The organism is Kribbella sp. NPDC026596, assembly GCF_040638415.1.
Taxonomy (GTDB): domain Bacteria; phylum Actinomycetota; class Actinomycetes; order Propionibacteriales; family Kribbellaceae; genus Kribbella.
The window spans coordinates 1-1,594 of record NZ_JBEZYF010000160.1 but is presented as its reverse complement, the minus strand read 5'-3'; the positions used below and the strand labels follow the sequence as shown (position 1 = coordinate 1,594).

Sequence of the window (1,594 nt, the reverse complement as noted above, 5' to 3'; positions counted from 1 at the left end):
AAGAGTTCGACTGGGTGGGTGAGTTTGATGCGTTCGCGGATGCGGTCGGGGATTTCGTAGGCGTCGACGCTGACGGCGTCGTTGAGGTCGATGACCGGCTTCACGGTGTAGGGGCCGTAGCCAATGAGTTCGGCCAGCTGGGAGGCGAGTAGCGGGCCGATGCTTTCGGCGCGGAGTACGCCGGTGCCGGTGGCGAGGGTGTGGTCGGTGAGGTGAACGTAGATCTCGGTCTGTCCCGGGCGCACCTGTCCGCCTCGACCGCCCGCTGGATCGGCGCCGCCGGTGGCGGGGTTGGTGTAGGCGTCTTGCTTGATATGGGCTAGCCGGGCGTCGAGTGCGCGTCGGGCGGCGGCGTCGAGGGGTTCGCCGTCGTCGTCGGGATCGGCGCACGGTGCGGGATCGAACGGCTCGATCGCCTCCGTGAAAGGGGGCATCAAGCGGATCGGGCAGATCACTGGACCCGGGATGCGGCGCGTCCCGGTCGGCATCGTCGTCCGGGCAGGGCTCACCCGCCAGGCCACCCACATCGGCCGGCAGATCCTCATCAGCACTGCCCGCAGCCCCAGGGTCACAGACGCCGCCTCCGGACCACGCCTCCGGGTCGGCCGACAGGTTGGTGCTGGAGTGCGTCGCCGGGTTGTCGCCGGTCGGGCCGGGACCTCGAGCGAGGCCGGTTGGTGCTGGTTCGGGGGCGGGCTCCGGCTGGGGGTGGGTGACGCGGTGGAGGCGGGCTTGGGTGAGGAGTTCTTGGGTGTAGCGGGCGTCGGCGATGATGCCGACGGCTTCCGCGCGGCGCACCTGAACCCGGCGGGTGTCGCCGAAGATCTTCAGGGCGTCGGCAATGGCCGCGATGGTGGCATCGTTGCGAGCGATCGCACCGGCGGCGGCCGTGATGTACATCGTTCTCGTGCCGTGGTCGTTCGACCGGCCCACAAACACGCCATGCTCGCGCGCCTTCTCCTCAGCCTCGGCACGGGCGGCGGCGGGATCGGCATGCATCTTCGCGGCGGTGACGATCTTGTTCAACCGGTACGGCGTCAGCGAGTCGACGACCGGCGCGACCCGCTGATCGACATAGCTGGCGGCCTCCTCGGACAGCTTCGAACACTCCGCCACGATCCGACACGCCTTCCATGGCGTCGCCTCACCGGCCCGGACGCAGGCCCAGGTGAACGGGAACCGGTGCCGCAACGCCAGCGCGTGACCTATGAAGTCGGCCGCTACACCCGGCGAGATGCCCTGCACAACACCGAACTCGGCCACCGCGAACTCCGCAATCGGCGGGCACCCCGCACCACCCAGCACGACCGCTCGTTCCCGGCCGTCACACGAGCGGCGACCCGGACGAGCAGCGCAGGCGTCGGGATGGTGGCGGTCGGCATAGACCAAGGCGTGTTCGAGGAGCCGCGCGTCGCGGCGCCTGGCCTCGGCGCGGTGCTCGGCGGCCGACTCCAGCAGGTCGGCCGTCGACAGCGTCGTCAAGTCTCCTTCGAACATGTGTCCTGCATCTCTGCTTGAGTGCAGTTGCCGCTCAGCCGCCGATGAGTTCCTTGAGGGGGTGGGGGTCGGTGTCGACGGCTTGTTGGAGCAGTCG

At 69.4% G+C, this 1,594-nt stretch carries 1 protein-coding gene and 1 pseudogene; one reads left to right on the top strand and one right to left on the bottom strand.

All coding sequences use genetic code 11. The annotated features are described in order from the left end of the window. Positions 1–434 (bottom strand): annotated as a pseudogene (locus AB0E63_RS46445) (hypothetical protein); the annotation flags it as partial. Between the two features lie 298 nt (positions 435–732). Between AB0E63_RS46445 and AB0E63_RS46440 the strand changes: the two are divergent. After that, the gene (locus AB0E63_RS46440) at positions 733–1,518 is read left to right on the top strand and encodes a hypothetical protein (protein WP_360381336.1); all 786 of its coding nucleotides are present in this window, start codon (positions 733–735) and stop codon (positions 1,516–1,518) included. Positions 1,519–1,594 lie beyond the last annotated feature (76 nt).